Origin of the sequence: Chryseobacterium sp. MMO-72 (assembly GCF_037146035.1) — a bacterium.
GTDB classification, from domain to species: Bacteria; Bacteroidota; Bacteroidia; order Flavobacteriales; family Weeksellaceae; genus Chryseobacterium; species Chryseobacterium indicum.
Window position 1 is genome coordinate 198,953 of sequence record NZ_JBBCWG010000003.1, and the last position, 24,691, is coordinate 223,643.

The window sequence follows — 24,691 nt, forward strand, 5'->3', positions numbered from 1 at the left end:
GTTTGGATAAACCCTTCTACAACCACTAAAGAAATATTATTATGAAAAAAGCAATCAGAATTTTAGGAGCATTCCTTTTACTATTCTTTGTAGTCACGACCGTTTCATGCAGCGACGACGATGATCCTGCCAACAATGACTTTTTTGCAGGAACCTACAAAGGAAGTGTCGGTTATAGCGACAGCGACAACAACATCAGTTCCAATGACGGAAGTGTATTTGTAACAAAAATTGCGAGCGGCACAAAATACAATTTCGCCTTCTCGAACGGTATTCCGGATCTTAACGGAGTAGAATTTAATAAACAGGGAGATAACACCTTGGTAATGGTAGGATCTACTGCAACATCGTATATCAGAATTGATAATAACGATCTGAAAATTTTATACATAAAAGATGGAAAAACCTGGACAGCTAACTGCACCCGATAAACCAACTTTTCATACATATGTTAGAACCTGCTTTTTCTCCGGAGAAAGCAGGTTTTTTATTTTAAAGGAAGTAAATTGGGATTATTGAAATCCAATCTGAGATACTTATCTGTATTTTTGATGATAAGTTCTGTTGATTGTTCAGGCTTAATAATTGTATCTCCAACATTTATATATTGATCCCAACTTTCAGAAATCATTACACTGTCTTTTTCATAAACAACATAATGAATTCCGTGGTTATCATAGTTAACAAACTTCTTTGCAACAACAGATTTTATCTCTTTTTTCTCTATTTCTTCTTCATACGTTTCATCTTTGTACAGAGATTTATAGATAATCATTTGTCCAATAATGATAATCACAATCAAAGTATTTCGTGTCTTTTCGTTCATCATATCAAATGTATCATTTAATCTTTTTTTAAGCTGTAATAAACTTTAGTTAAGTTTAAAAAAATAGATTTTTCAGTTGGAATTTTCTCTACCTTTGATTCAACAAAACAAACAAATTCTCTATGAAAAAATTTTTAACTGCAATGTCTATCGTTTTAGGACTTGGACTTGCTTCCGCTCAACAGACGGCTCCGGCTGCTGCAACTAAAACACAAACGGTAAAAACAGCAAAACCTGCCAAACCCGCTCCGGCAGCTACCGTAAAACCTGCAACAGCACCAACAGCAGCAAAAATGAAAAAAGACGGAACTCCGGATAAAAGATACAAGGAAAACAAAAAACTGAAAAAGGACGGTACTCCTGATAAAAGGTACAAGGAAAACAAGTAAACTCAACATTATTAGTTGTTATTTTCATAATCAAATTTCGAAGAACCGATGCACACTCATTCATCGGTTTTTTTTGTGTCTTATTTTCTGAAAATGACCGCCAGTTGTTCAGTTATTTATAAATTTGAACCATGGTAAACTTCCTAAAGAAATATGCAGCTTTGATCTGGGCGAAAAACCACGTCCGGAAAGCAGAAGAGTTCAAAAAAAATGCGGAAAACGATCAGGAAAAGCTTCTTTTATCCTTAACGGAAACAGCGAAAAAAACGCTTTTCGGAAGAGAACATGATTTTGAAAACATCAAATCGGTAAAAGATTTTCAGGAACGTGTTCCGGTTTCGGATTATGAAGATCTTAAACCCTATATTGAAAGGGTAAAAAAGGGACAGGCGAATATTCTCTGGACCGATACTCCGGAATATTTTGCCAAAACTTCAGGAACGACTTCCGGCTCAAAATACATCCCGATTTCTAAAGAAGGAATGCCTTTTCAGGTGAAAGGAGCTCAAAGTGCGTTGTTTCATTATATTGCCAAAAAAAACAATGCCGATTTTGTACAGGGAAAAATGATCTTTTTACAGGGAAGTCCTGAACTGGAAGAAGTGTACGGAATAAAAACCGGAAGACTTTCGGGAATCGTAGCCCATCATATTCCAGATTATTTACAGAAAAGCAGACTTCCAAGCTGGGAAACCAACATTATAGAAGACTGGGAAACGAAGGTGGATAAAATTGTTGAGGAAACCGAAAAGGAAAATATGACGCTGATTTCCGGAATTCCGCCCTGGCTGATTATGTATTTTGAAAAGCTGATTGAAAAACACGGCAAAAAGATAAAGCAGATTTTCCCGAATCTTCAGCTGATTGTTACAGGCGGCGTTAATTACGAACCTTACCGCGACAAAATGGAAGAACTTTTAGGCGGAAAAGTAGATATTGTACAGACTTTTCCGGCTTCGGAAGGTTTTTTTGCATTTCAGGATGACTATACGAAAGAAGGTCTGCTGCTATTGACGAATCACGGAATTTTCTATGAATTTATTCCGTTGGAAGAATATGGACGCTTCGACTCCGATCAGCATAGCACAAAAAGACTGACCTTAAAGGAGGTTGAACTGAATAAAGATTATGCTTTAATTTTAACAACCAATTCAGGACTTTGGGCGTATTCCATCGGAGATGTCGTGAGATTTATTGATAAAAATCCGTACAGAATTCTCGTGAGCGGAAGAACGAAACATTTCACCTCGGCTTTTGGAGAACACGTTATTGCTTTTGAAGTGGAAGAAGCCATGAAAGCCACGCTGGAAAAATATCCTGCACAGATTACAGAGTTTCATCTTGCACCACAGGTAAATCCCGATGAAGGACTTCCCTATCATGAGTGGTTTATTGAATTTGAAAAAGTACCTGAAAATTTAAACTTGTTCAAGAACGAGCTTGATGACCAGCTCAGAAAGCGCAATACGTATTATGATGATTTAATTTCAGGAAATATTCTGCAGAAACTTCACCTCACAACTCTGAAGAAAAATGCTTTCCACGAATATGCCAAATCTCAGGGAAAACTGGGAGGACAAAATAAAACGCCAAGACTTGCGAATGACAGAAAAATCGCCGATTTATTAGAAATTTATAAACTTTAAGCACATTTTTTTGATTCCGGAAACGTATATTCGAAAAAAATTATAAATTTGGAAAACTAAAAAATAATAATGAAAGCATCTGTACTTTTAAAATCATCTTTATTGACGTCGTTATTTGTAATTTCATCTTGTGCAACCACAAAATATAGTATGGATACTGCTAAAAATGATTATTCTAATCTGGAGGCAGGAAAAGTATATACTGTAATGATGAGAGATGGTTCCAAAAATCAAAAAATGTTATTCCGTAACGTGGAAGGAGATAATCTTATCGGAACAAAAGGAAAGAAAGACAGTACAGTAGTAACTATTCCTAAAGCTAATGTTGCAGCCGTGAGAGACAGCAGAAAAGCAAGAATTACAACAGGAGCTTCCATTATCGGAGCAGCCGGAGTTGCCGCTTTGGTGTTCAGTGCTTCAAGAGCGGACTAAAATAGATTTTATCTTTTAAGTCTCATTTAATTTTTCATTTAAAAAAATGACCATAACAATAGCCTCAAGTTAATATTTGAGGCTATTTTTGTCGGATGATTTCATTTACCCCGCTTCAGACATTGAAAAATGTTGAATTCAGAAACCTTCTTACAGGCAGATTTTTTATTGTTTTAGCTTTCAGAATGCTCGCTACTTTACTCGGATGGTGGGTGTATCAGTTAACAAAAGATCCTTTTTCAATCGGTTTAATCGGACTTTCGGAAGTAATTCCCGCAGTAAGCTGCGCTTTGTACGCCGGTCACGTTATCGATATGAATGAAAAAAAACGGCTGCTCCTGATCTGCAATTATGTATACATTTTTTTAATCAGTCTTTTGCTGATCCCTGCTTTTTTCAATGTTAAAATGCATTTTTCGGGACATGAAATCACGTACTTCATTTATGGGGTTATTTTTTTCACAGGAATTGCAAGAGCCTTCATCGGACCGATTATTCCTGTAATGATTCCTAAAATCGTAAAAAAAGAAAATCTCCCGAATGCAGTTACTCTAAATCAGGCTACATTTTTGATCTCTTCTGTTTGCGGCCACGCTGTCGGCGGTTTTCTCATCGGCTATTTCGGTGTGAAATGGACGCTTGTTGTTATTATTTCTCTGATCTTTCTGGCTTCTTTATTCTTTTTTCAGTTAAAAAAACAACATTCCGAATACAAAAAAGAGAATATTAACGTTATGGATAGTATGCGGGAGGGAATTTCTTACATTTTTAAAACCAAAGAAATTCTCGGAGCGCTGTGTCTGGATATGTTCGCCGTCCTTTTTGGGGGAGCCGTTGCCATGATTCCGGTGTATGCAACAGATATTCTGAAGGTAGGAGCGGAAGGATTCGGGTTACTGAATGCCGCATCCGATATAGGTTCAATGTGCATCATTACCATTTTATCGGTTATTCCGCTAAGAAAAAATCAGGGTAAGATTTTGCTTGGTGTGGTTACAGGTTTCGGGCTTTGTATTATCGGTTTCGGACTTTCGAATTTATACTGGCTTTCATTCCTTTTCCTTGTGATGAGCGGAATGCTGGACGGGATTTCGGTAGTTATAAGAGGAACTATTGTTCAGCTGAAAACGCCGGACAATATCAGAGGAAGGGTTCTGAGTGTGAATTCCATCTTCATTATGTCCAGTAACGAAATGGGACAGTTTGAGAGCGGATTATCTGCGAAATTACTGGGTGTTGTACGTTCTGTAGTATTCGGAGGAACCATGACAGTTTTGGTTGCACTGATCGTAGGAACAACAAATCCAAAATTGAGAAAAATGCAATATTAGAGCAATATACGCGTTTTTATTAAATAAATCTTAAAAACTTCAAATTAAAGTTAATAATTTTTTATATTTGTCTACAAAATATTTTCTATTATGGTAAAAAAATTATCTATTCTCCTTTCTATGGTGGTGGCTGCCTACGGCTTTGCTCAAACCTCCGGTGAGAAAGGACTGGAGACTCAGATTGCAAAATTAGAGTCTGCTAAAAAAACTGAAGACTTTCAGCAGTCTAAAGAGTATTTCATGAAATATGTGAACACACTTTCCAGAGGTACTGAAACAAAAAAAGAAGACTGGAGAGCATATTATTACACTGCATTATCATTAGTAAGAGCAGAAATCAGTGCTCAGAGACAAGGTAATGTGCAAAATATTGAAGAAACTTCAGGGCTGGCAGAAAAATATCTTGCCGGAGTATTTGTGAAAAATCCAAATAATGCTGAAGCCAACATTCTTTTGTCTCAAATTTATCTACTTAAATCATCAGGCAATTCCGCGGACAGTGCTGCCAATTTAGCAAAAGCGAATGAATATCTTGCTAAAGCAGAATCTGAAGACAAAAACAATCCAAGGATTGATGTAATAAAAGGTGAGATTGCGTTTACTTCCAACAAAGAATTGGCAAAAACTTTTTTCAATTCTGCTGCGGCTAAATTTAAAACGTATAGTAAAAAATCTAATCTCGACCCGAACTGGGGGAAAGAAGACATCAGTTACTATCTTTCTATTCTTAAATAATCTGTCATAATCAAGATAAATTCGACTATTATGAAAAAAATCTACCTTATATTACTGTTAATCTTTTCTCAATTCTTCTTTGCCCAGTCAGATTGTGCCACTGCAATAAGAGTATGCGGAAACTCAGATATTTCTTATTTCCCTACAGGTTCTGGAAGCGTGGACGATCAGGTAAATGCCAACGGAAGCTGTTTAAGTGGGAACGAACACTATTCCGTGTGGTATGAATTCACTGTTGCAACAGCAGGAACATTAACTTTTACTATTACTCCTCAGGCGCCTTATACCGCAGATTATGATTTTGCTGTGTACGGACCTAATAAAACATGTGCTACAAAAGGTGCTCCGATCCGTTGTAATTATGCGGGTGCGCAGCCTTTTCCAAACCAGACCGGATTACAGGTTGGTCTTACGGCTAATTCAGGAGCGTGGAGCCCTGCAATGAATGTTCTTCCCGGAGAAACTTATTACCTGATTGTTGATAACTGGTCCGGAGCAAATGCGGCGATGGCTTTTTCATTAACATGGGGAGGTACCGCTACATTAACTTCGCCATTCAACGATCCGGCAATTCAGCCCAATCCGTTTAATCCTATAGGAATCCCGGGAGCTACTGCTTCAGATCCTAGAATCATTGAGGTATGCGACATTTCAGCACCTTACAACTTCCAGACTAATAGTGCTAATATTGTTAACGGTAATCCTAACTTTTATGTGAAATACTACAAAACATCTAACGATGCTTTAGCGGATACCAACGCAATTACTTCGCCAATTATTGTTAATACTACCAGTACTTATTATTATACAATCCGTTATCAGGATCCAACAAATCCTAATAACCCTACCAATAAATGTTTCAACGTTAACGCATTCAAGTTTAAAGATGTTACCTTTAAAGCAACAAATGCGAGTTTAACAGCATGTAATAACAACAATAACGGAGTTGCAGTGTATAACCTTACCACAACAACATTATATACTCCAAACCCGAATTATACATACGTTACAAAGTATTATCCAACATTTACAGACGCTACTAACGGAACTAATGAGATTTTGAATCCTACAGCTTACACTTCTGCAACAGGAGATGTTTATGCAAAGATTACAACCAACTTAGGATGTTCTGATATTGCAAAAATTACATTAAACTTTTACCCGGTAGTTGTAGTTACAGATGTCACATTAAGATCTTGTTATATTGATACAAATCCTGCAACAGCTTCTTTCGACCTTACTTTAGCACCTGTAACGACGCAGGCAGGAACAAAAACATATTATCCGTCTCTTACTGATGCTATCAACGGAACCAACGCGATATTAAATCCTAGTACTTATATTGCTCCAAACGGTGTAGCTTATATAAAAGTGACCAATGGAAACGGGTGTTATGCAGTAGCAAAAGTAACACTGGTTGTTCTTCCTCCGGTATATTCTAGTATGCTTGAAGATAAGATTATCTGTATGGAAAATAAGACGACATTAGATGCAGGTCCTGGATTTACAGCTTACAAATGGAGTACAGGAGCTACAACACAGGCTATTAACAATGTAACTGTAGGAACGTATTGGGTTGAGCTTAAAACAGGAAACTGCGTTACAAGACAGACTGTAAAAGTTTACCCTTCTGAACAGCCGGTAATTTCAAGCATTGATATTACAAACAATACAATAACTGTAAATGTAATCGGAGGAACTGCTCCTTACAAATATTCTTTAGACGGAATCAAATGGCAGGATTCTAACGTTTTCGAAAATGTAGCCAGAGGAGACAATATGGTTTATGTAAAAGACGGCTATAACTGCGATCCGCTTACGGTAACAGTAGTTGTTCCGAACTTAATCAATGTAATTACTCCAAACGGAGATGGTGTAAATGACGTCATCGACTACTCTGCTTTAGCCGGAAAACAAGGTCTTGTACTAAGTATTTTCGACAGATACGGAGTAAAAGTAGGTCAGGCTGATAAATCTAACGGATACAAATGGGACGGAACCACAAAAGGTAAAAAAATACCTACCGGAACCTATTGGTATACTGTAGAATGGAAAGAGAATGATAAAAAGAATACCCCATTCAAATTCTCAGGATGGGTAATGGTAAAAAACAGAGAATAAATATTGCTAACAGATAAAAAACCGCTTTTCTCAAGCGGTTTTTTTCACATCATAAAGTCTAATTTTTTTTAAAATCTTTCTAATGAAGAAATTATTACTGCTGACTATCTTATTCTTGTCGCAAATGGTTTTCTCACAATCAGATTGTATTTCAGCAATTCCTGTTTGTGGAAATTCAGACATTTCTTATAACCCGAGTAGCTCAGGAACTGTTCAGGAAGCTACTTCCGCAAGCTGCCTGGATGTAGAACATTATTCCGTATGGTACTATTTTACTGCTGCTACAACCGGAACCATAGAATTCACCATCACCCCAAATACCGTTCCGGGAGTAACGCATTATGACTATGATTTTGCCGTTTACGGACCGAATATCAACTGCGCCACATGGGATTTCGGGAACGCTATTAAATGTAACTTTTCAGGACTCAGTGGTCCTACAGGATTAAGTTCAACTATCACGGGAAGCCAATGGGAAACTCCGCTGAATGTAATTGCAGGAGAAACTTATTATCTGCTTATTGATAACTATATTCCGAGTAATCCATACGGATTTTCTTTAACTTGGGGAGGAACTGCTTCTTTAACTTCAGCATTCAACAATCCTGCTTTAACGCCGAATCCGTTCATTGCACCGGGAACACCTGCCGCAAACCCTTCTGATCCGAACGAAATTCTTAAATGTGCTTTACCATCCATGTTTGATTTCAGCACATTGTCTGCAGGAATTATTAACGGTAATCCGAACTTTTCTGTAACATATCATTTAACAAGTAATGACGCTATTACGGGAACAGCACCTATTACAACTCCGATCATGGTAAATGCTACCACTTATTATTACAGAATTAAATATGTAGATCCCAACAACGCAAATAACCCTGTAAATGGTTGTTTCCAGGTTGGAAAATTCAAATTCAGATCGGGTAATATTGTTGTAAATAATGCCACCATCACTTCGTGTAATTATGATAATACGGGAATCGGTTATTTTGATCTAAATTCTGCAAACGTATACGGACCAACCAATGTTGTGAAAAAATACTATCCGACACTGGCAGACCTTACTGCAGGAACCAATGAAATTACCACTCCTTCTTCTTATGCATCACAGGCTCCAAAAACAGTTTTTGTAAAAGTTACAACTACTGAAGGATGCAGTGCCAATGCAGAGATTACCCTGCAGTTTTTACCTGCCCTTGCTGTCGTTCCGGCTACAGTGAAAGCTTGTAACAACAATAATGCAGGAACAGGGGTCTTTGATTTAACTGCTCCTGATGTTTACCCTACGTCTACAAACGTTACTAAAAAATATTATCCTACATTGGCAGACCTTAATGCAGGAACCAACGAAATTACCAATCCTGCGGCTTATACTTCTGCAGCACCGAAAACAGTGTATGTAAGAGTAAGAAATCCTCAGGGATGTACAGGTTACAACCAGATTAGTTTACAGTTTAATCCGGTAGTAACAGTAAATGATGCTTCTATTGAAGAATGTTATATCGAATCTAATGTAACTACGGCATCATTTAACCTGACAACGCCAAGTGTAACTACACAGACAGGACAAACCAAGAGATATTACAAAACTCAGGCTGATGCCATTGCAGGAACTAATGAAATCTTAAATCCTACAACATACATTTCAACAACAGGAGTAGTGTATGTAAAAGTAATCAGCATAGAGAACTGTTACGCCATTGCTAAAATCAACCTGAAAGTTTTACCTCCGGTACAATCCGCTGTTCTTAAAGACAAGATCATCTGTATTGAAGATAAAACAACACTAGACGCAGGACCTGGTTTTGATGCTTATGAATGGAGCACAGGAGCAACAACACAATCTATTTCAAATGTACCTGCAGGAACATATACTGTAAAACTGAAAACAGGAAAATGCTGGACATTACAGCAGGTAAAGGTTACCGCTTCTGTACAACCAGTTATTACAAGTATAGATATCAACAACGATTCATTTACAGTCAACGTAACAGGAGGAAAAGCACCTTATAAATATTCTATCGACGGAGTAAACTGGCAGGATTCCAATGTATTCACAGGTCTTCCGAGAGGAGAAAATAAAGCTTATGTAAAAAATGCTTATAACTGTAGCCCGATTAGTGTTCAGGTAACCGTTCCTAATCTTCTGAATGCGATCACACCAAACGGAGATAACAAAAACGACTACATCGATTATTCTGCTTTGGCTTATAAAAAAGATCTCGTTTTCACGGTTTACGACCGATACGGAAACATGATTTACAAAGCAGACAAGATCCGAAATTACACTTGGGACGGAACTTCCGGTGGTAAGAAAATTGTTACAGGAACATACTGGTACACGATTACGTGGACAGAAAATGACAAAAGCAATACACAGACGAAATACAGCGGCTGGGTTTTGGTTAAAAACATTCAGTAATAATTCAATCTGATTTTCAGAACATTAAATCACCTCAGTTTTGAGGTGATTTTTTTTGCTCTTCGCAAAACCCTTCTGGATAAAGGTTTCAAAAGTTATCCACAATTTTTTGTTAGTTACTCCGTTTCATTTGCTTTTCAAAAAAACTATCTTTGCACTATTATGGCGCAGAAAGAAACATTATCTTCTTTGACGAACGGAAATTTTGCAAAAGAACTCTCCATTGCAGACGGGAAAATGCCTCCCAATGCTCTGGATTTTGAACGATTGGTGATTGGTACTTTTTTAATTGATAAAAAAGGACTCGATCATTCGATAGATCTGCTCACCCCTGAAGTTTTCTACGATCCGAGACATCAGGTAATATTTTCTACCATTTTAAAATTATACGAAGGCAACCAGCCTGTCGATTTAATGACGATTATTCAGGAGCTTAAAAAAGAAGGCAAGTTAAGCTCTGCCGGCGGAGACAGCTACATCATCGATCTTACGATGGGAGTAAGTTCTTCTGCCCATATTGAATACCACGTCCGCGTTATTCTTGAAAAATATATTCTTCGAAGCTTAATTAATGTTTCGGCAAACGTAATTGACGCATCCTATAAAGAATCTACAGACGTTTTTGAACTTCTGGATAAAGCCGAACAGTCCTTTTTCGAAATCACAAACGGAACCATTAAAAAAGGATTCGATACTGCCAATTCATTGGTAAAACAGGCAATCGACACCATTAAATCTCTAAAAGATAAAGAAGGACTTTCCGGAGTTCCTTCCGGTTTCCGCGATGTAGATAAAGAAACCGGAGGTTGGCAAAACTCCGACCTTATTATTATTGCAGCACGTCCGGCAATGGGGAAAACAGCATTCCTTCTGTCGATGGCAAGAAATATTGCAGTGGGACACAAAATTCCTATGGCTCTATTCTCGCTCGAGATGGCATCGGTACAGCTTATCACAAGGATGATTGCTTCCGAAACAAGAATTTCATCAGAAAAACTCCGAAAAGGAACACTGGATGATGAAGAATGGGAAAGACTCTTCTCCAATGTTTCCGAACTGGAAAATGCGCCTTTATATATTGATGAAACACCTTCCCTGTCTATTTTCGACTTCCGTGCCAAATGCCGAAGACTTGTCATGCAGCATGGTGTAAAGCTCATCATGGTCGACTATCTTCAGCTGATGACTGCCGGAAGCGGCGGAAAAGGAGGCGGAAACCGTGAACAGGAAATTTCCATGATTTCACGATCTTTAAAAGCCATTGCCAAAGAACTTAATGTTCCTGTCATTGCACTTTCGCAGCTTTCCCGTAGTGTGGAGACACGTCCGGGGAAAAGACCTCAGCTTTCCGATCTTAGGGAATCCGGAGCAATCGAGCAGGATGCCGATATTGTATCTTTTATTTTCCGACCGGAGTATTATAAAATTACGGTTTGGGATAATGATGAGGAAGGACAGGAAACCTCAACAGAAAATCAGGCGGAATTGATTATTGCAAAACATAGAAACGGTGCAACTGCCGATGTGCGTTTATCTTTCTTAAAACATTTTGCGAAATTCGGGAATATTGAGGATGCAAATAATGGAATAGGTTATTCGCCAATTAACAATATTGGATATACGCCTAACACTGGTCTAACTGAAGGAGCAAGTGGATATAATAATATTACTAAAGGGCTAGATCCTAGTGCAGCTTTTGATCTTCCAAAAAACTCACAAGTCTCAGGTTCGTCTATGAATGATTTTGATGATGACGATGATGACTTTCCTTTTTAATCGATATCAATTTAATTATGAAAGTAAAAACTTTTCGGTTAAAACCAATAACAATTAAATCTATAAGAGACTTTATATTAGATCACGAAATCAATGAAAATCAAGTGATTATTTTAAATAAGTATAATTTTGATGATATAGTTCTTGAACACTTAAACTTTTATAAAGTTAGCGCAACATTTCCATATAAAATTATAACAGTACTCATTGAAGAAGATCCGTTTGATAAAATTGCAATAAATTATGTAGGTGTAATTAATGATTATGATTACGATTTTAATTACGATGCAAATCTTGATAACATAAATCGTTTTTAACTTGAAAATTGAAATATACACCGACGGAGCCTGCAGCGGAAATCCCGGAAAAGGCGGGTACGGAATTCTCATGCGTGTCCCTGAAAAAAATTATCAGAAAACATTTTCTAAAGGCTTCCGGAAAACCACCAACAACAGGATGGAACTTCTTGCTGTGATTACCGCTTTGGAAAAACTGAAATCTCCGGACAACGAAATTCATATTTATACAGACAGCAAATATGTTGCGGATGCCATTAACCAGAATTGGTTAGCCGGATGGATCAAAAGAGGCTGGAAAAACGTGAAAAATCCTGATCTGTGGAAAAAATTTGTTGTATTATACAATCTGCATAAACCAAAAATGCACTGGATAAAAGGTCATGCCGGTCACTTTGAAAACGAACTGTGCGACAAACTTGCCGTAACCGCTGCTGCTTCAGATAATTTAGAAATCGATACTTATTTCGAAAATCCTGAAAGCAATACTTTATTTTAATTAACAATTACAGCTAATCTTCGGAAAAATTTTCAGCATTCTTTCAGTTTCTTTACCATTTATTATAAAATAAATACCAAATAAGGCAAATTTAATATTAAATACATATTATTTAATTAGGATTTAATATATTTACACGTCTAATTTTAAGTATGCTAATAAATGAATAAAAAACTACTCCTTTATTTATCCCTCTTCTTATTTTGCTGCTTCGGAAAAATTTCGTCGCAAACCTATCAGCTTACCGGAAATCCTGTAAACACCACAGGCTGGAACATCGTTCCTTCTGCGGTTGTAAATACAGACTTTATACAGCTTACCGCAGACCAGATCAGCCAGGTAGGAGGTATAAAATTAGACTCTCCTATCAATCTTAAATATTGTGATAAATGGAGAGTGGAATTTGATTTCAGAATCGACGGAAACGGTACAGCTGCCTACGGAAGAGGAGATGGTATTGCTTTTTGGTATCTGGCAAATCCACCCGCTTCTTACACATCTGGCGGAGGATTAGGAATTCCTGCAAACTCTACCGGCTTAATGGTGGGATTTGACATCTTTAATAATACCACAGAAGCACAGATGAGTAAAGTCCATATCTTATATGGAATAAACAACACGGCAGGATCAAATATCGAATATAATACGACTCCCGGAAGTACATTTCACTCTCCGGATCTGAATCCTACGCAGCCTTTCGTAGGAACTACTTTCAGACACGTTGAAGTAAACGGACAGGTAAATCCTGCAGCTCCTGCAAGCTGGATCATTACGCTTAAAATCGACGGAACTACTATTGTAAGCCAATCATTTGCCCCTTCCGGAGCTGCAGCTACCATGACGACCGGCTATTTTGGCTTTTCTGCTTCTACAGGAGGAGCAAGTGCAAGACAATCAATTAAAAACGTAAAAGTTTATATAGATAAAGTTGCGCTTAACCAGACGTTGGTAACAGATACTTTCTGTCCGAATCCTGCAACAGGACAAGGAACGGTAAATTTAACATCTTATCAGGGACAGTTTGTAACCAATCCTGCCAATTATACGTTCTCATACAGTGTAGGCGGAACTCCGATTACGAATCCTACCAACTATCAGTTCAGTGCAAATACTTCAGTTTCTGTTTTAATTAAAGACAATACAGGATTGCTTTGTGATAATCCGGACGGTAAAATTCAGTTAAACCTTTCTCCTTTCACAGCAACCCCTGCAACACTTACGGAATGTAATAACAACAATACAGGAACAGCCACATACAATCTTACCCTTGCGAATGTGAACGAACCAACGGGTTCTACCAAGAAATATTATAAAAATATGGCGGATCTGAACGCCGGAACCAATGAAATTACCAATCCTACAGCCTACACTTCTGCTGCGGGAACGGTATATGTAAAAGTAACCACTCCTCTTGGCTGTCAGGGTTCTGCTGCAATTACCTTAGCATTTTACCCTCAAATTGCTACAACAGACGCTACTCTGGAATCATGCTTTATCGATAATGCACCGACAACAGGTTTATTTAATCTTACACAGGCAATTGTAACTTCTGCGACGGGAGTTACCAAAAGATATTTTAAAACACAAGCGGATGCTTTAGCCGGAACAAATGAAATTCTGAATCCCGCAGCTTACGTAAGCACATCATCCGTAGTGTATGTAAGAATTACGAATGTGACCAATTGCTGGACACTTGCAAAAATTACATTAAAAGTTTTAGCGCCGATTTATTCTTCTGTATTAAAAGATAAAATCATCTGTATTGATGCCAAAACAACTTTAGATGCAGGAACCGGATTCGACAGTTACTTATGGAGCACCGGAGCAACCACACAATCTATCACGAATGTAACACCCGGAATTTATTGGGTACAGCTTAAATCAGGAAGATGTACAACACAGCAGACCGTAATGGTAAATCCTTCGCAGCAACCTGTAATTACTACAATTGATATTAAAAACAACACGATTACCGTGAATGTGAAAGGAGGAAAAACACCATATCAATATTCTTTGGACGGAATAAACTGGCAGGATTCTAACGTCTTCACAGGTCTTGCAAGAGGTGAAGTTGCAGTGTATGTAAAAGATGCCTACAATTGTACACCTATTCATGTTCAGATAACGGTTCCTAATCTCCTGAATGCCATTACTCCGAATGGAGACAACAAAAATGATTACATTGATTATTCCGCATTAGCATATAAAAAGAATTTAGTATTCACGGTGTATGACAGATACGGAAATAAAATGTACGAAGCCGACAAAATCCGAAACTACAAATGGGACGGAACTACGGGAGGCAAAAAAGTAATGACAGGAACTTATTGGTACACCATTACCTGGAATGAAAATGACAAAAACAGTACTCAGACGTCTTACAATGGCTGGGTTCTGGTAAAAAATATAGAATAACACTTTTTAAAGATCATCCGTTTTTCGAATGATCTTTTTTTATGCCTTATTTAGAAGAAATATTTTATTTTAAACTTATTTAATTCACATTCAATTCTTAAATTTGAATTATGAATTATTTAGAGGCTTTAAGCAGAAGATACTCTGTAAAAAAATTTAATCACGAAATTATTCCTCAGGAAACCCTGCATAATATTCTTGAATCCGGAAAATTATCGGCAAGTTCTCTTGGTCTTCAGCCTTACGAAATTCTTATCGTGGAAAGTGAGGAGATGAAGCAGAAATTAATTCCTGCATTCTACAATCCTTCACAGATTTCCACCTGTTCTCATCTCATTGTTATTGTTTCCAAAAAAATCGTGGACGACAATTACATCAATGGTTATTTCCGGCATATTTCCAAAGTAAGAGAAACACCGCTGGAAAAACTGGACCTTTTTAAAAACAGCATCAATCAGCATATTAATCAAAAAACACAGGATGAAATTTTCAGCTGGGCAGAAAAACAGTCTTACATCGTTCTTGCGAATCTCATGTACGCTGCCGCGATAGAAAATATAGACACCTGTCCTATGGAAGGCTTCCGTCAGGAACTTATCGAAGAAATTCTGGAGATAAATACTGAAACCGAAAAAGTAAGCGTAACGCTCGCTTTAGGCTACCGTTCGGAGGAAGATCATTTTCAGCACATGAAAAAAGTAAGAAAACCAAACGAAAAATTGTTTAAATTTATTTAACTATTTAGACAATTGTCTTAAACTAAGGATATGATAAAAGCGGATGTATTAGTAATCGGTTCCGGAATTTCGGGACTTTCCTATGCCATAAAAGTTTCTGAGCAGCTTCCTGATGCCAAAATAATCATCGTAACAAAATCGGACGAAGATGAAAGCAACACCAAATATGCACAGGGTGGTCTTGCAGTAGTTACAGATTCTAAAAATGATAACTTCGAAAAACACATTGCCGATACAATGCGTGCGGGAGACGGCGAAAACAAACGCGATGTGGTGGAAATGGTAGTTAGGGAAGCTCCTGCAAGATTCAATGAAATTGTAGACTGGGGTGCGAATTTTGACAAGAAAAACGGCGAATTTGCTTTAGGAAGAGAAGGAGGACACACCGAAAACCGAATTGTACATCACAAAGATATCACAGGTTTTGAAATCGAAAGGGCACTTTTGCAAACCGCTAAAAGCAGTCCGAATATTGAGATTCTCGATCATCATTATGTAATTGATATCATTACGCAGCATCATGTTCCCGGAAAAGAATTAAATGAAGGCGATATTCATTGCTACGGAGCCTATATTCTGGATGAAAAATCCAAAACCATTAAGAAAATAACATCAAAAATAACACTTGTTGCAACCGGAGGAGCAGGACACGTTTACAAAAATACCACCAATCCGACGATTGCAACAGGAGATGGAATCGCTTTTGTGGCAAGAGCAAAAGGAAAAGTTTCCAATATGCAGTACTATCAGTTTCACCCGACCGCTCTGTACAGTAAGCTCGATGGAATGTTGTTTTTAATTTCGGAAGCCGTTCGTGGAGACGGAGCCAAATTAAGAACAAAAAGAGGTGAAAAATTCATGCACAAATATGATGAGCGTGAAGAGCTTGCTTCCAGAGACATTGTTGCCAGAGCTATCGATGCGGAAATGAAAATTACCGGAGACGAATTTGTAGGACTGGATTGCCGTGAAATGGATCATGAAAAATTCCTTGAACATTTCCCGAATATTTATAAAAAATGCAAAGACGAAGGAATTGATCCTTTCAGCCAGCTTATTCCCGTCGTTCCCGCCTGTCATTATCTGATGGGAGGAATTGAGGTTGACCGTGACGGACAGTCTTCCATCAGAAATCTTTTCGGAGTGGGAGAATGTACCAATTCCGGACTTCACGGAGCCAACAGACTAGCTTCCAACTCTTTATTGGAAGGATTAGTTTTCGGACACAATGCTGCCATGAAAACCGTTGAACTTTTAAACGAAAATAATTTCAACTTTGATGATCTGAAAGCCGTTCCGGAATGGAATGAAGAAGGAATGAAAATCATGGATGAGATGGTAATTATATCTTACCTCAGAAAGCAGCTTCAGGAAATGATGAGCGATCTGGTAGGAATTGTACGAAGCAACCGCCGTCTGAATATGGCTTTGCAAAAACATCAGGAAATCGCTGCCGCAGTGAACGAAATTTACCACTACTCTATTCTTTCGCCACAGTTGTCAGAGCTTAGAAACTTAACAACCGTTGCCCACCTAATCATTACCCAGTCTATGGAAATGACGGAGAATAAAGGTGCGTTTTATAATAAAGATCTGGCTTAAGAATAGCAAATACGGAGTATGGAAATCTTCAGTCTGAGAATTTTAACCATCATGAATCTTTTAAACTTTTTAAGAGTCATGTTGATTTTTATCGTTCTCATTGTACTTGGTTTTCTTATTTTTGGAAGCAAGCATCATGATGAAATCTATTTTCTGGGCTGGATGTTCATTTTAGCGGCTGTATCTTTTGGGGTTCGATTCTTTAATTATATCAAGAAAATTATCATTTCAAGAGCAAAATATCCTCTTCCATTAAATCTATTGTGCAATATACTTACAATGGGAAAATCTTATTATTTCGGAAAAGATCAATTCGATCTGGATGAAATTATAAATGATAACAAACTTCCTCAGACATTTTATTATATCAACAATCATCAACATCCGATTTTAGAATTTAAAAGAGATAAACTTCTTTTTCATGGGACAGAATATCAGTGGAAAAATCTGAACTGGAAATATTTTCTGTATATAGAAAATCCTGATGCTTACAATCCGCAAGGAAAATATTTAATAGAATTTACAGCAACCAATCAAGACAATATCCGAATAAAAAATAAAATTGAATTCGAAAAAATAAAAGCTGATGAAAATGAAGTAATTTTGCTTTTTGTGATTCACGATTTGTTATTCGGAACAAAAGCATCTTATTATTACTAAAATTAAAAATATGAAAAGACCTGCATACGTAACTGATAAAGTTTTAAAACAGTTTATTAAAAACGCTCTTGAAGAAGATATTCAGGATGGCGATCATTCTACGCTTTCAACCATTCCGAAAGATCTAGAGCAAAGTGCAAAACTACTGGTAAAACAGGATTGCATTCTTGCAGGAGTAGAACTCGCTGAAATTATTTTTAAAACTTTTGATAAAAATTTAAACGTTGAAACTTTCGTAAAAGATGGTGATGCTGTAAAGGTAGGAGATATTGCTTTTATTGTAACCGGAAGTGCAAGATCTATTCTTTCAACGGAAAGACTGGTTTTAAACTGTATGCAGCGAATGAGCGGAATTGCAACATTAACGCATGACTGGGATTCCAGACTCATCGGAACCAAAACAAAACTTCTGGACACCAGAAAAACAACTCCAAACTTCAGGGTATGCGAAAAATGGGCTGTTGCCATTGGTGGTGGAACCAATCATCGATACGGACTTTATGACATGATCATGCTGAAAGACAACCACATCGATTACAACGGAAGCATTACCAATGCCGTAAAAATGGCAAAAGACTACATCAAAAAGAACAAGAAAAAGCTTAAAATAGAAGTTGAAACCAGAAATCTGGATGAAGTTCAGGAAGCTATTGATGCGAAGGTAGACCGAATCATGCTGGATAATATGGACGTAAAAACCATGAAAAAAGCAGTAAGCTTAATTAATGGCTCTTGCGAAAGTGAAGCTTCGGGAGGAATTACCCGCGATCAGCTTAAAGAAATTGCTTCTACAGGCGTTACCTACATCTCCGCAGGAGCACTTACTCACTCAGCAGAAAATATAGATTTAAGCCTCAAAGCCGTGAAATAGCATTGAATTTTTGTTAAAAATGATCCCCTTTTGTTAAAAACTCAATAATGTGATTTTTTTCATGCGAAATATCAATTATTATTCAATACATTGTAAACCAACATTTTAAACCTTATTAAGAACCTTTAAAAATTAACATACAGTTAATATTAGTTAAAATAAATTTCCTCAATTTTGCAGAAAATTAAATCTAACTATTACTAACGATTATGAAATTAATCAACAAATCAATGCTAACTGCGATAATTACATTATCTACAGCTAGCGTTTATTATGCTCAACAGGTTAAAGACACTGTAAAAGATACAAGGTCTAAAGACATTGACGAGGTAGTGTTAATTGGAGTTGCTGATATCGCAAAAGATAGAAAAACTCCTGTAGCAGTTTCAACAATCAAAGAAGCGCAAATCGTTGAAAGATTAGGAAATCAGGAATTCCCTGAAATCTTAAATACAACCCCATCTGTATATGCTACAAAAGCCGGTGGAGGTTTTGGAGACTCTAAAATCAATATTAGAGGATTCGCACAGGAAAATATTGCTGTAATGGTAAATGGTGTTCCCGTGAATGATATGGAAAACGGAGCCGTTTACTGGTCTAACTGGTCTGGACTTTCTGACGTAACTTCTGCTATGCAAGTACAGAGAGGTCTTGGATCTTCAAAATTAGCCATTGCTTCTGTTGGTGGTACGATTAACGTATTAACAAGAGCTGCTGATAAAAAACAGGGAGGTATTGTTTCTCTGGGTCTTGGTAATAATGATTATTTAAAAACTTTATTTGCATACAATACAGGTAAATCTGCAAAAGGATGGTCTTCTTCATTCTTAATGAGCAGAACTGCCGGATCAATGTACGCAGACGGAACTGAGTTCGAAGGGTATAACTATTATTTTGCCTTAGGATATCAGCCAAATAAAAAACATGATTTCCAGTTTACCATTACGGGAGCTCCTCAATGGCACAACCAAAGAACAACTTATTCTACTATTCAGAATTACATCAAATATAATTCTGATAACGATGGAACTCCAAACAGAAGATATAATGCAGACTGGGGATGGAGAAACGGTGAAGTTTTATCAAACAGGGTAAACTACTATCACAAACCGGTAATGTCATTAAACTGGGATTGGAATATCAGCTCAAAATCTAAATTAAATTCAGTATTCTATGCTTCTTTCGGTAGAGGTGGAGGAACTGGAGATTTAGGTAGAATTCCAACAGGTGTGGGTAGTACAACAGGAGGAGTAAATTCTTTTGTTGATGCAAACGGACAAATTGCGTATGACAGAATTTTTGCTACAAACGCAAATGTTAATCTAAACACTGCTGCAGCAAGTAGCACTTTAGTAAGAAGATCATCTATCAACTCTCATAACTGGTTTGGAGCAATTATTAGTTTCAATCATAAAATTAATGATAACTTAAACTTCACAATCGGTACAGACGACAGATATTATTACGGATATCATTATCAGGTACTTTCTGATCTTTACGGAGCAGCAGGATATAAAGATAATACGAATAGAAACTTTTATACTGCTCCAGGAAATTTATATACTGTAACTCCAAGAGTAGTTTCCAATACATTTAAAGCTGAACCAACTTTCAATCCTTTCGGAGGAAAAAGAAACAGCATGGATGATATGGTAGGATATAACAATGACGGTGAAGTTTTATGGTACGGTGGATTTGGTCAGTTAGAATACTCTAGTGATAAATTATCTGCATTTGTTTCAGGAGCGTTATCTAACCAGTCATTCCAAAGAATAGATCACTTTATTATTGATGGAGTCACTCTCTTAAATGGTCAGCAAGCAGGTTTCAGAAACACATCTGCACCAACAATTGCTCAGCCTACCGCTACAAATCCATTATTGTACGAGAAAACAGGCTTTAAAGATATTGTAGGATATAATGTAAAGGCAGGTGCTAACTACAACATTAATGATCAGCACAACGTTTTTGTAAATATCGGATATTATTCTAAACAACCTTTCCTAAACGCTGTTTATCCAAATAACAAAAACTATTTAAATCCTAACTTAACGAATGAGAAAATCTTCGGTGTTGAAGCAGGATATGGATTCCGTTCCGGTATCTTCACAGCCAATGTGAACCTTTACAGAACTGAATGGAGAGACAGATTCTTGAGAAGAGGTAATCTTTCATTTACTTATCCAGATCCGGCTAATCCAAGTTCAACAATTTCAACAACGACTGCTTATTCAAACCTTCAGGGAATTACAGAAATTCACCAGGGATTTGAAATTGAAGCAAATGCTAATGTTCACAAAATGTTAAGCCTGTATGGTATGCTTTCTGTGGGTGACTGGTACTATAAAGGAAATGCACAAGGGAATATCTTTAGCGAAACAAATGAACAAATCAGCGCAGATACTCAGACTCTTTATATAGATAAAGTTAAAGTTGGTGGAGCAGCACAAACTTCAGCAGCAGTTGGATTTACATTCAAGCCAACAGACTGGTTCTCATTCGACGGAACATATAGAGGGATTAAAAATTTATATGCTAACTTAAACCTTCTTAACTTCTCCAATCCGGATGCAGGAAACCAAGGTGCTTTAGAATTACCTTCTTATGGTTTAGTTGATTTAGGAATATCTTTTAAAATTAAATTAAACAATCCTAAACAATTCTTTACGATTAGAGGTAATGTTTATAACTTGCTGGATAAGACTTACATTGCAGAATCTAATACAAACATCAAAACCGGATTAACTTTAGATCAGTACATTGCGGTAAACAGACCTCTTCAATCAACACCATTAACCACTGCTCAGATTGCAACATTAACGTCTAACTATCAGACTTATCAGGCAGCAGGAACATGGAATGGAGTAAGCCAGCAAAACCAGGTTTATTTCGGATACGGAAGAACATGGTCTGCAACCCTGTCTTTCAACTTCTAATAAATACATAAATTAGATTTTATAAATATCAATCCCGGCTTTTCGCCGGGATTTTTGCTATATTTGTGTCTGAAAAACAGAAAAAAATAAATATGGACTTTTACAACATTTTACTTAATGCTCACAAAGGATTCGGATATCTGGAAATTCTTTTGGTGACGCTGTTTGTTATTGCACTTTTAGCAACCATGTTCGGATTCAGTGGAAAAGTAAATAATTTCCTTAAAAAGACTACTCTTTTCACAATGATCTTTTTCCACGTTCAGTTTCTATTGGGGATTGTGATGCTGATCATTAATTTCTCAAATGGTCTAAATATGGGTGAAGTGATGAAAAACTCAGCATTAAGATTTCAATATGTAGAACATCCGTTTTCTATGCTGATCGCCGCTGTTTTAATGACGATCGTTAACAAAAAAGTAAAAACCAATCCTACTATTTCTTTAGGAGTCGTAATCATGGGATTAATTGCCGTAGGTTTATTTGCATTCGCGTTCCCGTGGGCGAGAGTCTTCGGGGCATAAATATATTAACAAAAATAATTTTTAATTAAATCAATGAAAGTAGCTGTAGTAGGTTCAACAGGAATGGTTGGACAAGTTATGCTTAAAGTTCTCGAAGAGAGAAACTTCCCTATCACCGAACTAATTCCGGTAGCATCCGAAAAATCTGTAGGTAATAAGGTGAAGTATAAACAGGAAGAATTTACGATTGTAAGCATGAAAGACGCTATAGCTGCCAAACCGGATATTGCTATTTTTTCTGCCGGAGGCGGAACCTCCCTCGAATTCGCTCCTCTTTTTGCTGAAGCAGGAACAACGGTAATCGACAATTCTTCAGCATGGAGAATGGATCCTGATAAAAAACTGGTAGTTCCGGAAATCAATGCAGATGTATTGACAAAAGAAGACAAAATTATTGCCAATCCGAACTGTTCTACTATTCAGTTAGTAATGGTTTTAGGACCTCTGAACAAAAAATACGATTTAAAAAGAGTAATTGTTTCCACTTACCAATCCGTAACAGGAACCGGTAAAGCTGCTGTAGATCAGTTGAACGGAGAAATCAGCGGAGACGATTCTATCGCAAAAGTATATCCGTACCAAATTTTTAAAAATGCTTTGCCGCACTGTGATGTTTTTGCAGATGACGATTATACGAAAGAGGAGATTAAATTAATGAAAGAACCTAAGAAAATCTTAGGGGACGATACCTTTAATTTAACAGCCACCGCAGTAAGAGTTCCGGTTCAGGGAGGACATTCTGAAAGTGTAAACATCGAGTTTGAAAATGAATTTGATCTTGACGAAGTAAGAAAAATCTTATCTGAAACTCCCGGAGTTGTTGTTGTAGATAACGTAAAAAACAACGAATATCCTATGCCGCTGTATTCCGAAGGAAAAGACGAAGTTTTCGTTGGAAGGATAAGAAGAGATCTTTCGCAGCCCAAAACCCTTAATCTCTGGATCGTGGCAGACAATCTGCGAAAAGGAGCCGCAACGAACGCGGTACAGATTGCAGAATACCTTGTAGAAAACAACTTAGTATAAACTAACAAAACCAGAAAGAGTCTCAGAAATGAGATTCTTTTTTTTATCAAACCTATGAACCTTCATAAAAATAAAAGTAAAGATAAATTAGCCTTTCAGAAACTGATTGCCGCCTTTGGGATCATTCTATTCATCGGAAAGATTATCGCATGGAAACTGACAAATTCCGACTCCGTTTTTTCTGATGCCATGGAAAGTATCGTGAATGTAATCAGCGCATTTATGGGGCTTTATTCGCTGTATCTGGCTGCAAAGCCTAAAGATGAGGATCATCCTTACGGACATGGAAAAGTAGAATTTGTAACCTCAGGAATCGAAGGTGCTTTAATTGCCATTGCCGGAATCATGATCATCTATGAAGGTGTTCACAGTTTAATTGTCGGCAAAGTTTTAGACAAAATTGATTTGGGAATCTGGATCATTGCTGCAACCGCTGTTATCAATTATCTTTTGGGCTATATTTCCATTAAAAAAGGAAAAGCGGAAAACTCTGTTGTTCTGATCTCTTCCGGAAAACACCTTCAATCCGATACATTAACTACACTTGGCGTTGTTGCAAGTTTAGTTATCGTCTATTTCACCAAAATCTATTGGCTGGATTCTGTAGTTGCACTGGGCTTTGGGGGATATATTATTGTTGTGGGCTATAAAATCGTCCGGAAATCGCTGAGCGGAATTATGGATGAACAGGATCCCGATCTTCTGGAACAGATCATCCAGATTTTGGAAGAAAACCGGAGAACGGAATGGATTGATGTTCATAATATGAAAATACAACAGTTCGGGGCGAATCTTCATATTGATGCGCATATTACTTTACCTTGGTATTACAGCCTTCGTGACGCGCATAACGAAATGGAAAAAATGATTATTCTTTTAGCAAAAAATACAAAAAGAAGTGTAGAATTTAATTTTCATATGGACGATTGCAGACCAATTTCCTGTCCTGTCTGTCAGATATCCGATTGTCCGGTACGCGAAAAAGAGTTTGTAAAAAGAGTAATCTGGACACCCGAAAATGTGACTTCTGTGGATAAGCATACAGCGGAATAAAAAAATTATTACATTTGTTAAAAATAATAATATGGGAGTAGGAACAAATCTTAAAAGATTAAGAAGCAAAACAAAATTTTCTCAGCAGGATATAGCAGATAAGCTAAATATCGACAGGGTAACCTATGCCAACTGGGAAAGTGAAATGTTTGATGTAAAGTCTCAATACATCCCGAAGTTAGCAGAAATTTTCGAGGTTGAATTAAAAGAACTTTTTGAAAATGATCAAAAAATTCAAATCATAAATAATATTGAAAATAAGGATAAAGCTGGTGGAGTTGGTGTACAAAAAGGCAATATTGTTATAAATATAATTAATGTTTCAGATGAAAGTTCAGTTTTAAAACTTAAGGAGGAACTTGATAAATATCTTAATAAAGAATAATTTTTT

At 37.0% G+C, this 24,691-nt stretch carries 22 protein-coding genes; 21 read left to right on the forward strand and 1 reads right to left on the reverse strand.

Going from position 1 to position 24,691, the window contains the following annotated elements:
* Positions 1-41 precede the first annotated feature (41 nt).
* On the forward strand, positions 42-431 hold the full coding sequence (locus WFH39_RS06125) for a hypothetical protein (protein ID WP_214588243.1): 390 nt from the start codon (positions 42-44) through the stop codon (positions 429-431).
* Positions 432-487: 56 nt separating this feature from the next.
* Here the strand turns inward: WFH39_RS06125 and WFH39_RS06130 are convergent, their stop codons facing one another.
* The gene (locus WFH39_RS06130; RefSeq protein ID WP_336689190.1) at positions 488-829 is read right to left on the reverse strand and encodes a hypothetical protein; all 342 of its coding nucleotides are present in this window, start codon (positions 827-829) and stop codon (positions 488-490) included.
* Between the two features lie 119 nt (positions 830-948).
* On the opposite strand from WFH39_RS06130, the gene WFH39_RS06135 reads away from it, so the two are divergent.
* The 20 genes from WFH39_RS06135 to WFH39_RS06230 all read left to right on the forward strand — a co-directional run bounded on the left by WFH39_RS06135 (position 949) and on the right by WFH39_RS06230 (position 24,685).
* A complete protein-coding gene (locus WFH39_RS06135) occupies positions 949-1,215 on the forward strand; it encodes a hypothetical protein (RefSeq protein WP_235132573.1) in 267 nt (88 codons plus the stop codon).
* A 131-nt stretch (positions 1,216-1,346) separates the two neighbouring features.
* Complete coding sequence (locus tag WFH39_RS06140; RefSeq protein ID WP_336689191.1) at positions 1,347-2,861, forward strand: GH3 auxin-responsive promoter family protein; 1,515 nt, start codon at positions 1,347-1,349, stop codon at positions 2,859-2,861.
* Positions 2,862-2,930: 69 nt separating this feature from the next.
* Positions 2,931-3,293 (forward strand): hypothetical protein, encoded by a 363-nt coding sequence (locus tag WFH39_RS06145; protein ID WP_336689192.1) that lies wholly within the window; start codon positions 2,931-2,933, stop codon positions 3,291-3,293.
* 95 nt (positions 3,294-3,388) lie between these two features.
* Positions 3,389-4,624, forward strand: a complete 1,236-nt coding sequence (locus WFH39_RS06150; protein ID WP_336689193.1) for an MFS transporter — start codon at positions 3,389-3,391, stop codon at positions 4,622-4,624.
* Between the two features lie 90 nt (positions 4,625-4,714).
* On the forward strand, positions 4,715-5,359 hold the full coding sequence (locus tag WFH39_RS06155) for a hypothetical protein (protein WP_336689194.1): 645 nt from the start codon (positions 4,715-4,717) through the stop codon (positions 5,357-5,359).
* 30 nt (positions 5,360-5,389) lie between these two features.
* Positions 5,390-7,480: a T9SS type B sorting domain-containing protein gene (locus tag WFH39_RS06160; protein ID WP_336689195.1), complete on the forward strand. Its 2,091-nt coding sequence runs from the start codon at positions 5,390-5,392 to the stop codon at positions 7,478-7,480.
* A gap of 82 nt (positions 7,481-7,562) precedes the next feature.
* Positions 7,563-9,905 (forward strand): gliding motility-associated C-terminal domain-containing protein, encoded by a 2,343-nt coding sequence (locus WFH39_RS06165; RefSeq protein WP_336689196.1) that lies wholly within the window; start codon positions 7,563-7,565, stop codon positions 9,903-9,905.
* 162 nt (positions 9,906-10,067) lie between these two features.
* Positions 10,068-11,681, forward strand: coding sequence for a replicative DNA helicase (gene dnaB, locus WFH39_RS06170; RefSeq protein WP_336689197.1), 1,614 nt, complete (start codon positions 10,068-10,070; stop codon positions 11,679-11,681).
* Between the two features lie 17 nt (positions 11,682-11,698).
* Positions 11,699-11,998, forward strand: coding sequence for a hypothetical protein (locus WFH39_RS06175; RefSeq protein ID WP_336689198.1), 300 nt, complete (start codon positions 11,699-11,701; stop codon positions 11,996-11,998).
* Position 11,999: 1 nt separating this feature from the next.
* On the forward strand, positions 12,000-12,476 hold the full coding sequence (gene rnhA, locus WFH39_RS06180; protein WP_214588235.1) for a ribonuclease HI: 477 nt from the start codon (positions 12,000-12,002) through the stop codon (positions 12,474-12,476).
* 162 nt (positions 12,477-12,638) lie between these two features.
* Positions 12,639-14,891, forward strand: a complete 2,253-nt coding sequence (locus tag WFH39_RS06185; protein WP_336689199.1) for a T9SS type B sorting domain-containing protein — start codon at positions 12,639-12,641, stop codon at positions 14,889-14,891.
* A 110-nt stretch (positions 14,892-15,001) separates the two neighbouring features.
* The gene (locus WFH39_RS06190) at positions 15,002-15,628 is read left to right on the forward strand and encodes an NAD(P)H-dependent oxidoreductase (RefSeq protein ID WP_235132565.1); all 627 of its coding nucleotides are present in this window, start codon (positions 15,002-15,004) and stop codon (positions 15,626-15,628) included.
* 30 nt (positions 15,629-15,658) lie between these two features.
* Positions 15,659-17,230, forward strand: a complete 1,572-nt coding sequence (nadB, locus tag WFH39_RS06195) for an L-aspartate oxidase (RefSeq protein WP_214588232.1) — start codon at positions 15,659-15,661, stop codon at positions 17,228-17,230.
* A gap of 18 nt (positions 17,231-17,248) precedes the next feature.
* Positions 17,249-17,890: a hypothetical protein gene (locus WFH39_RS06200; RefSeq protein WP_336689200.1), complete on the forward strand. Its 642-nt coding sequence runs from the start codon at positions 17,249-17,251 to the stop codon at positions 17,888-17,890.
* 10 nt (positions 17,891-17,900) lie between these two features.
* Entirely contained in the window at positions 17,901-18,761 is an 861-nt protein-coding gene (nadC, locus tag WFH39_RS06205) for a carboxylating nicotinate-nucleotide diphosphorylase (protein WP_235132562.1), read from the forward strand.
* Between the two features lie 209 nt (positions 18,762-18,970).
* Positions 18,971-21,697, forward strand: a complete 2,727-nt coding sequence (locus WFH39_RS06210) for a TonB-dependent receptor (protein ID WP_336689201.1) — start codon at positions 18,971-18,973, stop codon at positions 21,695-21,697.
* Positions 21,698-21,789: 92 nt separating this feature from the next.
* Complete coding sequence (locus tag WFH39_RS06215) at positions 21,790-22,221, forward strand: hypothetical protein (RefSeq protein ID WP_214588228.1); 432 nt, start codon at positions 21,790-21,792, stop codon at positions 22,219-22,221.
* Positions 22,222-22,254: 33 nt separating this feature from the next.
* A complete protein-coding gene (locus WFH39_RS06220) occupies positions 22,255-23,247 on the forward strand; it encodes an aspartate-semialdehyde dehydrogenase (protein ID WP_076391627.1) in 993 nt (330 codons plus the stop codon).
* A 54-nt stretch (positions 23,248-23,301) separates the two neighbouring features.
* Positions 23,302-24,300 carry a cation diffusion facilitator family transporter gene (locus WFH39_RS06225; RefSeq protein ID WP_336689202.1) on the forward strand — a complete coding sequence of 333 codons (999 nt, stop codon included), beginning with the start codon at positions 23,302-23,304 and terminating at the stop codon, positions 24,298-24,300.
* Between the two features lie 31 nt (positions 24,301-24,331).
* On the forward strand, positions 24,332-24,685 hold the full coding sequence (locus WFH39_RS06230; protein ID WP_336689203.1) for a helix-turn-helix domain-containing protein: 354 nt from the start codon (positions 24,332-24,334) through the stop codon (positions 24,683-24,685).
* Positions 24,686-24,691: the final 6 nt, after the last annotated feature.

What these genes read in the sequence shown, in the direction of transcription:
- WFH39_RS06215 (WP_214588228.1), top strand. Translation starts at nt 21,790, where the DNA reads ATGGACTTTTACAACATTTTACTTAATGCTCACAAAGGATTCGGATAT.
- WFH39_RS06220 (WP_076391627.1), top strand. Translation starts at nt 22,255, where the DNA reads ATGAAAGTAGCTGTAGTAGGTTCAACAGGAATGGTTGGACAAGTTATG.
- WFH39_RS06125 (WP_214588243.1), top strand. Translation starts at nt 42, where the DNA reads ATGAAAAAAGCAATCAGAATTTTAGGAGCATTCCTTTTACTATTCTTT.
- WFH39_RS06130 (WP_336689190.1), bottom strand. Translation starts at nt 829, where the DNA reads ATGATGAACGAAAAGACACGAAATACTTTGATTGTGATTATCATTATT.
- WFH39_RS06145 (WP_336689192.1), top strand. Translation starts at nt 2,931, where the DNA reads ATGAAAGCATCTGTACTTTTAAAATCATCTTTATTGACGTCGTTATTT.
- WFH39_RS06140 (WP_336689191.1), top strand. Translation starts at nt 1,347, where the DNA reads ATGGTAAACTTCCTAAAGAAATATGCAGCTTTGATCTGGGCGAAAAAC.
- WFH39_RS06150 (WP_336689193.1), top strand. Translation starts at nt 3,389, where the DNA reads ATGATTTCATTTACCCCGCTTCAGACATTGAAAAATGTTGAATTCAGA.
- WFH39_RS06190 (WP_235132565.1), top strand. Translation starts at nt 15,002, where the DNA reads ATGAATTATTTAGAGGCTTTAAGCAGAAGATACTCTGTAAAAAAATTT.
- WFH39_RS06175 (WP_336689198.1), top strand. Translation starts at nt 11,699, where the DNA reads ATGAAAGTAAAAACTTTTCGGTTAAAACCAATAACAATTAAATCTATA.
- WFH39_RS06225 (WP_336689202.1), top strand. Translation starts at nt 23,302, where the DNA reads ATGAACCTTCATAAAAATAAAAGTAAAGATAAATTAGCCTTTCAGAAA.
- WFH39_RS06160 (WP_336689195.1), top strand. Translation starts at nt 5,390, where the DNA reads ATGAAAAAAATCTACCTTATATTACTGTTAATCTTTTCTCAATTCTTC.
- WFH39_RS06210 (WP_336689201.1), top strand. Translation starts at nt 18,971, where the DNA reads ATGAAATTAATCAACAAATCAATGCTAACTGCGATAATTACATTATCT.
- WFH39_RS06165 (WP_336689196.1), top strand. Translation starts at nt 7,563, where the DNA reads ATGAAGAAATTATTACTGCTGACTATCTTATTCTTGTCGCAAATGGTT.
- WFH39_RS06155 (WP_336689194.1), top strand. Translation starts at nt 4,715, where the DNA reads ATGGTAAAAAAATTATCTATTCTCCTTTCTATGGTGGTGGCTGCCTAC.
- WFH39_RS06135 (WP_235132573.1), top strand. Translation starts at nt 949, where the DNA reads ATGAAAAAATTTTTAACTGCAATGTCTATCGTTTTAGGACTTGGACTT.
- WFH39_RS06230 (WP_336689203.1), top strand. Translation starts at nt 24,332, where the DNA reads ATGGGAGTAGGAACAAATCTTAAAAGATTAAGAAGCAAAACAAAATTT.
- nadC (WP_235132562.1), top strand. Translation starts at nt 17,901, where the DNA reads ATGAAAAGACCTGCATACGTAACTGATAAAGTTTTAAAACAGTTTATT.
- WFH39_RS06185 (WP_336689199.1), top strand. Translation starts at nt 12,639, where the DNA reads ATGAATAAAAAACTACTCCTTTATTTATCCCTCTTCTTATTTTGCTGC.
- nadB (WP_214588232.1), top strand. Translation starts at nt 15,659, where the DNA reads ATGATAAAAGCGGATGTATTAGTAATCGGTTCCGGAATTTCGGGACTT.
- WFH39_RS06200 (WP_336689200.1), top strand. Translation starts at nt 17,249, where the DNA reads ATGGAAATCTTCAGTCTGAGAATTTTAACCATCATGAATCTTTTAAAC.
- dnaB (WP_336689197.1), top strand. Translation starts at nt 10,068, where the DNA reads ATGGCGCAGAAAGAAACATTATCTTCTTTGACGAACGGAAATTTTGCA.